The organism is Acetobacter papayae, from assembly GCF_047721125.1.
Classification (GTDB): domain Bacteria; phylum Pseudomonadota; class Alphaproteobacteria; order Acetobacterales; family Acetobacteraceae; genus Acetobacter; species Acetobacter papayae.
The window spans coordinates 96,489-103,215 of the sequence record NZ_JBDNWF010000006.1 but is presented as its reverse complement, the minus strand read 5'-3'; the positions used below and the strand labels follow the sequence as shown (position 1 = coordinate 103,215).

At 59.1% G+C, this 6,727-nt stretch carries 7 protein-coding genes; 5 read left to right on the top strand and 2 right to left on the bottom strand.

The genetic code is table 11. The features are described from left to right. Positions 1 to 401: 401 nt before the first annotated feature. Positions 402 to 1,226 (top strand): ferritin-like domain-containing protein, encoded by an 825-nt coding sequence (locus ABF757_RS03750; protein WP_025861225.1) that lies wholly within the window; start codon positions 402 to 404, stop codon positions 1,224 to 1,226. Between the two features lie 106 nt (positions 1,227 to 1,332). Further along, positions 1,333 to 1,722, top strand: a complete 390-nt coding sequence (locus tag ABF757_RS03745; protein ID WP_415480977.1) for a VOC family protein — start codon at positions 1,333 to 1,335, stop codon at positions 1,720 to 1,722. Between the two features lie 391 nt (positions 1,723 to 2,113). On the opposite strand, the gene ABF757_RS03740 is transcribed toward ABF757_RS03745, so the two are convergent. Next, complete coding sequence (locus ABF757_RS03740) at positions 2,114 to 2,557, bottom strand: hypothetical protein (protein ID WP_415480976.1); 444 nt, start codon at positions 2,555 to 2,557, stop codon at positions 2,114 to 2,116. Positions 2,558 to 2,845: 288 nt separating this feature from the next. Here ABF757_RS03740 and trhO point away from each other — a divergent pair, with 288 nt between their 5' ends. Further along, positions 2,846 to 3,901 (top strand): oxygen-dependent tRNA uridine(34) hydroxylase TrhO, encoded by a 1,056-nt coding sequence (gene trhO / locus ABF757_RS03735; RefSeq protein WP_415480975.1) that lies wholly within the window; start codon positions 2,846 to 2,848, stop codon positions 3,899 to 3,901. A 250-nt stretch (positions 3,902 to 4,151) separates the two neighbouring features. Next, on the top strand, positions 4,152 to 4,826 hold the full coding sequence (locus ABF757_RS03730; protein WP_148300115.1) for a hypothetical protein: 675 nt from the start codon (positions 4,152 to 4,154) through the stop codon (positions 4,824 to 4,826). Between the two features lie 30 nt (positions 4,827 to 4,856). On the opposite strand, the gene ABF757_RS03725 is transcribed toward ABF757_RS03730, so the two are convergent. After that, on the bottom strand, positions 4,857 to 5,210 hold the full coding sequence (locus ABF757_RS03725) for a hypothetical protein (RefSeq protein WP_408735036.1): 354 nt from the start codon (positions 5,208 to 5,210) through the stop codon (positions 4,857 to 4,859). A gap of 314 nt (positions 5,211 to 5,524) precedes the next feature. Here ABF757_RS03725 and ABF757_RS03720 point away from each other — a divergent pair, with 314 nt between their 5' ends. Next, the gene (locus ABF757_RS03720) at positions 5,525 to 6,613 is read left to right on the top strand and encodes a hypothetical protein (protein ID WP_415480974.1); all 1,089 of its coding nucleotides are present in this window, start codon (positions 5,525 to 5,527) and stop codon (positions 6,611 to 6,613) included. Positions 6,614 to 6,727: the final 114 nt, after the last annotated feature.

Genomic DNA, 6,727 nt, shown 5'->3' with positions numbered 1-6,727 from the left:
CCGCCCAGCCGGGTGACGAACTGCCCGCTCCCCCCTGCGAGCAGGATGCCTGAAAAACAAAACGGCAGCCCGGTGGAAACACCGACTTATCGACACCGGGTTGCCTGACTGCGGAACCTCACCGCCCATGGCATGTTAAACAGGCTCCTGCGGGGCAGGCCGGTGGGGTGCGTCAGCCTTGTGGCAGTCACGCTGTGGTGAGTATTGACAGGAGACGAGGTCGTATTTTTTGTTTTCCATCATTCCGCCCATAGGAAGGATGGTCTAAAACCCCCAGCCAGCCCCCGTGGGCAACGTGGCGCAAGGCGGCAAACCGCCTCCACCTTGCCCAAGTGGCCGTATTCTGGCCGGGCCAGAAAGACATGCAGACACTGCCACGGGCGCAGGAGGAGGTTCGATACATGAAACACTGGCAAATCGACCAGCTCCCGTGGGATGAGTTCGATATCACGAAAGTGGACCCGCAGCTTGTGCCCGCCATCAAGGCGGCCTCGGTTGTGGAACGCAACAGCGTGGATTACGCGCACTACCTCAACAACGTCTTTCAGGATGATCCGGACTTCCGCACCGCGGCCGATCTATGGGCGCTAGAGGAAATCCAGCATGGCGATGCCCTTGGCCGCTGGGCCATGCTGGCCGACCCCTCATGGGACTATCAAGCCGCCTTCCGCCGTTACCGCGATTTCTACCAGATCCCGCTTGATGTGCACGAATCCGTTCGTGGCTCGCGCACTGGAGAACTGATCGCGCGCTGTATGGTGGAAACCGGCACTTCGTCCTTCTATTCCGCTCTGGCCGACTCAACGCAGGAGCCTGTGCTCAAGGCTCTGTGCAAGCAGATCGCGGCGGATGAGTTCCGGCATTTCAAGCTGTTTTACGACCATATGCACCGTTACCTGCAGCGCGAAAACATAGGCTTGCTCAAACGTATCCGCATTGCACTGGGGCGGGTGACGGAGAGCGAGGATGATGAACTCGCCTCTGCCTACTACACCACCAACGAACCGCCTTCACTGCCCTATGACCACCAGCGCTGCATTGCCGCCTATATGGCGCGCACCATGAAAAACTATCAGCCACGCCACCTGCGCCGCGTTACCGGCATGGTGTGCAAGATTGTCGGCCTCAAACCGCATGGCCTGCTTGAGCGCTCGCTGTTCGTGGTGGCAAAAAAGCTGTTCTTCAAGCGCCAGCGCCACTTCGCTCGAATAGCGGGAATGAACTGACCCCACACACCTGCCCACGATTTTACGCAAGACCGGGGGCAGGGCTTGGCCATAGCCGCGCGGAGTTCTAGTTTGGCCCTGTCAGACCACGACAGAAGGACAGACCATGTTCACGCATATCATGGTGGGCAGCAACGACATTGCGCGCTCGCAAAAATTCTACAACGCCACATTTCAGGCTCTGGACATCCCCCCCTCTGAAATCAACGCCAGTGGGCGGCTGAGCTACTCTCATCACGGCGCGCGCTTTCTGGTCACCAAGCCGCTGGATGGCAAGCCCGCCACCCCGGCCAATGGCGGCACCATCAGCATTGCAGCGTCTTCACCCGCGCATGCGGCAGCCTGGCACAAGGCGGGTCTGGAAAACGGCGGTACCGCCATTGAAAACCCGCCCGGCATCCGCCAGACGCCGGTGGGCCCCATGTATCTCGCCTATCTGCGCGACCCCGATGGCAACAAGCTATGCGTTGCCAGCAAGGTGGCCGAAAACGTCTGACACCCTTTAGGGAGCAGATGACCTGGCGCGTGGCGACCCGACATCGCCCGCGCCATGAACGGGCCGCGACTGACACAAAACGGTAACAGGAACAAATGCAGAAAGCCGGAAAAAAGCTCGGCTTCCTCTCCCTTCCACAAAACTATCCACAGGGTTTTCCCGTAATCCGCCCCGAGAATCTGTGGATATCCCTTTGAACGACCGATTAAAAAAATCGCCGTTTTCCAAGGTTTTTGCGGTTTTTTTGCTTCTACGTGCCAGAAACCCCTTGACCTTGCAGCGCAGCTACGATTCGGGCGCGGTGTAACTCATCCACAACCGCTCAAAACCGACTCCATTCCAGCACGCACAACCCCTTGCACTGCGCCATCAGCCATGACGGGTAACGCTTTCAGGGACTGTCAGACTCAGGCTTGTCGCCCATATTGACGAATGTCTGGTCGGAAATGGACACATCCGTCAGCGTCGGGCGTTGCAAGGCTTCGGACGTATCGCGCGCAATGCCAGCCGTGCGCAGTTTCAGATCCGCCAGTTCCTCACGCACATCGCTCAGGATTTCCACCAGCGCGCGGTGATCCTCCATCGCCCGGTCGTCCTGTGCCTTGTTCAGCAGGGCGCTACCCACCATAAGCGCAGGCAGCGCCACAAGCTGGATACAGTTGCTGATATAAAGCAGCGTCTCCTGCCACTGCGGCATAAGGGCAGGCACCAGCGAAAAAACCAGAAAAGCATAAACGCACCAGATACTGCCGAATATCCAGGTCATCCGCACGGCCACGCCGTCATTCAGCCTGTTGATGACGGCAAGAATACCGGTTTTCTGCTCAGGCTTCATCGGCCGGACTTTCCTTTCCTGCTTATCAGGAGCAACACCCTTGCGGGCCACGTCTGGCGTGAAGAGGTAGCCCTGAACTGACCGGCAGGGTTTAACACAGGCCTGCCTTTTTGTCCGTTCCCTCAACCGGATGCCACGATCCCATGTCAGGCATGGGCTAGGCACAGGAAAGCGCTTGCCGCCCCCCACTCCGCCCCGCTAAACCGACGCCAATGCAAAGGGGCTGCCCCATTCACGCCCCCCGCCGGTTCATCCGGCACAAAGCCGCGCAACCGCAAGGACACCGCCATGACGACCGCCAGCACCACTCCGGCTTTTTCTCCGGCACAGGATGACAACACCCTGCCCTACCGCGTGGCGGCGCTTTACCGGTTTACTGCGTTTAAAAACCTGCCGGAAATCCGCGATGCCCTGCTGCACACCTGCACCGAACAGGGCGTGAAGGGCATTCTGCTGCTGGCGCATGAAGGGATCAACGGCACCATTGCCGGAAGCGATGCCGGGATTGAGGCCGTTGTGGCGTATATCCGTACCCTGCCCGGCTGCGCGGCGATTGAAGTCAAGTTTTCCCGAGCACCTTCCATGCCCTTCCTGCGGATGAAAGTCCGACTCAAAAAGGAAATCGTCACCATGGGGGTTGCGGATATGGACCCCAACAAAACGGTCGGCACCTATGTCGCCCCGGCGGAATGGAATGCCCTGCTGGAAGACCCCGACACCATTCTGATCGACACGCGCAATGATTACGAAGTGGCTGTCGGCACGTTCCGGGGCGCGACTGATCCGCGCACCAAAACATTCCGCGAATTTCCCGAATGGTTCCGCAAGAACCGCGATACATTCACAAAAGAGGGCCGCAAACCCCGGCTGGCCATGTTCTGCACCGGCGGCATACGCTGTGAAAAAGCTACGGCCTTCGTCAAGACCGAAGGCTTTGACGAAGTCTATCACCTGCAGGGTGGCATTCTGAAATATCTGGAGACAGTTCCCGAGCAGGACAGCCTGTGGCAGGGCGAATGCTTCGTGTTTGACCAGCGCGTGACAGTAGGCCACGGCCTGACACCGGGCGCAATGGAACTGTGCCACGCATGCCGCGCCCCGCTTTCCCCGCAGGACAAGGCATCCCCCCTCTATGAAGCGGGTGTGAGCTGCCCGACCTGCCATGGCCAGTGGGACGCAAAGCGCCATGCCCGCCATGCCGAGCGCGAACACCAGACCCGACTGGCCGCGGCCCGTGGAGATACGCATCTGGGCGCCAATATGGAGGAAGAGCGTGCACGCAAACGCCAGCGGCAGGAAGAGAACATCCGCCATCAGAACGCCATGCGTGAGGGGCTGGAATAACCCGCCCCCTGAAACAGACTGCGCGGGTCGCCTGATCAGGGCGAACCATTATGACAATGTGAAAAAAATATAAATCTCAACACTTTATTCATAAAGTTCTGGGCATTAGGTTTTAAGAGCCCCCGCACGCAGGCGTGCGATCATACATCGGCACATTATTTTCCTTTCCGATCGACCAGCCTGAAAACCATGAAAAATTTCAGGAAAACCTCTCCCTTGTTCATGTCATTCACATTCCATGACACGCATCATGACCCATTCACACCCCAGCAGTCTGTGCCCGCAACAAGCAGAAGTCTTCCGTCAGGAACTTTCCATGCTGATGGAAGATGGCAGGCACAGTTTCCACCTTCTGCTGCGCGGCATGCAGGAAAATGAACTTCTGGCCACGACTTCGCTCTGCCTGACGACAGCGCAGCTGCGGGTTCCAGCACTGCTGCAATTTTCTGCCCGCCTGTTTCGACTTCACGAACATGCCCTGTCGTTCGAAACGGCATCCCGGCTGTGCAAGACCCTGCTTGACACTGCGGTGCATGATCTGGGGGCTCCAGACCGCATCAATTTTTCAGAATATCTCTATTATTCAGTGCATTACGCACCCCGCATCCAGAACTGGAAAATCCATTCCATCATCCCGTCTCTTTATGCGGACCAGACCCCGCTAGGGCGTGTTCTGGGCGGGCATATCGCGCTGGATGTCATTCTGCTGACCATATGCCGGTTCAACGCCCGACGACTGAACCAAACTGACTGGCTACGCAAAAAGCCAGACCTTAACGGTCTGGCTTTTATCATTCACACCCTGCACCGCTATGGGCTGCTGGACATGGCCGAACTCCACAAGGCGTTCAGCCATGTTCTGGAAGTTGCCACAGGCTATGTGCTGCGCAGCATGCAGGCCAACGCCGAGAACCAGAACGGCTGAACCTGCCAGCCGTACCAGCCCGAAGGGTTCTTACAGATGTTCCGCCGGGGCAGGAGCTGCTGCGGGAGCTGGCGGCTGAGCAGGATGAGGCGGCTCAGACGGTGTCATGGCACCGGGTGTGGTGGAGTGTTCCACATCATAAGCCGTAGCTTTCTGTTCATACGAACCTTTGGCACCCGGATGCTCCTGATCATACAGATGCGCTTTCATCCGAGCTTCCTTGCGGTATTCATGCCGCTTGTACATGCCCACCACGCAGCCCGCCGTCGCCCCCAGCACGCTATGGTGGTCCGCCAGATGCCCGCCAACAGCCCCGGCGGCTCCATATTTAAGACACCCGCCGGGTTCGGCATGGGCACCCACGGCAAGAGCCGAAGACAGCATAACGGCGGCCACCACAGCCACCTTACGATAGATCATGTTCTCATTCCTGTCGGGTTTCATCAGAAGACCGCACCGGCAGGCAGACTGGGGGCAGCCCACCCTCCTCAACCGGCGAGACACCAGCCCCCTTCCGGCCCGCAGTTGCACGGGCCTGACTGGGAGCGCTGTCCGGTGCAGAGCAGGGCATAAAAACCCCCTCATGACAACTCACCCAAACAGCGGTATGCACATCCGCTCCCGGCACAAGCCCGGCCATGGCAGATTTTCGCCACGCCGCGCCCCACGTAAGCCTGCCCCTGCCCTGTCGAGGACGCATGAAGCAAAACGCCCCCCGCACCGGTCACAACCCGCTCCGCACTCCCCTGCTCTGCTGTGACCATGGTCGCCGTTTGCGGCGTTACGCTACCCTGTTGGCCCTGCCTGCTCTGGCCGCATGTGGTTACAACGATTCACGGCGAGCCCATAAAGGCCAGCTTGAGGTTATTGGCATGACCAGCGAAGACCTTCAGGCCTGTGCGGGCATACCGGACAAGACCGCCCGGCTGGATGATCATGTGCAGATCTTTCAGTACACACGCTCCATCAATGTGCCCTCCACCAACGACTCAACCCTGTTCCCGCTGCAAACGGTGGTCAATCTGGCGCAGACCTCCATGGGTGGTGCGGGCAAGACCTGCATTGCCTCGATCCGTATCGTTGATGGGCGTGTCAGTGACATGCACTATAGCGGCGACAATGACCGCATGATCGGCTCGGATGGTGTTTGCGCGACATTGGTCAAAGGCTGCCTGACCACTCCCCCCGCATCGGCCCATTCTGTCAGCAACAACCCGATTTTCGGCCCGGTTTCAGCCTTCCACGCTCCGAGTCTGCCCACGCCCGGCACCAAGACTGTCGAGCCCGCCGTCCATTACACTAACGCTTCGGCTCCACAGGACACATCTGCCCCGCTGCCACCCCCGTCTTCAGAACCACTTGATGCGCCAGCCAGCATGGCCTCCGATGTCCCCACGACTACGGCTACACCCTCAAATCCAGCACCATTGCCGCCCATTGTAGCCGTGACGAGTCCTGCAACGGGCAGCACCAGCAGTAGTAAAGAGCAGCCCGAGACCGTAACCAAAACGGCCTCGGATGCAGCGACTACTACCCCAACAGCACCCTCGGCACCCATTGCGGCCTCCGCAGCCTCATCTGGCACAACGGCACCTGTGGCTGGCTCTGTGGAAAGCAGCAATCAGGCTGCCGCGATAGACCCGACAAACCCCGGAGCGGCACCGGACAACACCTGCCCGTCCACTTCAGCCGTTGCAAAGCCTGCAAACGGCAGCGCCTCCTCTCCCGCTACCCCTTCGGAAAAAGCCGGGGGGCCATGCGCTGCGCCGCTTGACCACAAAAGCTAAAGGAGTAGTGTAACGGATGTTTGGTTTGTGAACGATTGTGGTGGGATCTGGCCCCGCAGCCCCTTGGCAGACAAGGATGCTGGTGAGAAAATGGTCAGGGCGTCTCGCCCGAAC

What these genes read in the sequence shown, in the direction of transcription:
- ABF757_RS03750 (WP_025861225.1), top strand. Translation starts at nt 402, where the DNA reads ATGAAACACTGGCAAATCGACCAGCTCCCGTGGGATGAGTTCGATATC.
- ABF757_RS03745 (WP_415480977.1), top strand. Translation starts at nt 1,333, where the DNA reads ATGTTCACGCATATCATGGTGGGCAGCAACGACATTGCGCGCTCGCAA.
- ABF757_RS03740 (WP_415480976.1), bottom strand. Translation starts at nt 2,557, where the DNA reads ATGAAGCCTGAGCAGAAAACCGGTATTCTTGCCGTCATCAACAGGCTG.
- trhO (WP_415480975.1), top strand. Translation starts at nt 2,846, where the DNA reads ATGACGACCGCCAGCACCACTCCGGCTTTTTCTCCGGCACAGGATGAC.
- ABF757_RS03730 (WP_148300115.1), top strand. Translation starts at nt 4,152, where the DNA reads ATGACCCATTCACACCCCAGCAGTCTGTGCCCGCAACAAGCAGAAGTC.
- ABF757_RS03725 (WP_408735036.1), bottom strand. Translation starts at nt 5,210, where the DNA reads ATGCTGTCTTCGGCTCTTGCCGTGGGTGCCCATGCCGAACCCGGCGGG.
- ABF757_RS03720 (WP_415480974.1), top strand. Translation starts at nt 5,525, where the DNA reads ATGAAGCAAAACGCCCCCCGCACCGGTCACAACCCGCTCCGCACTCCC.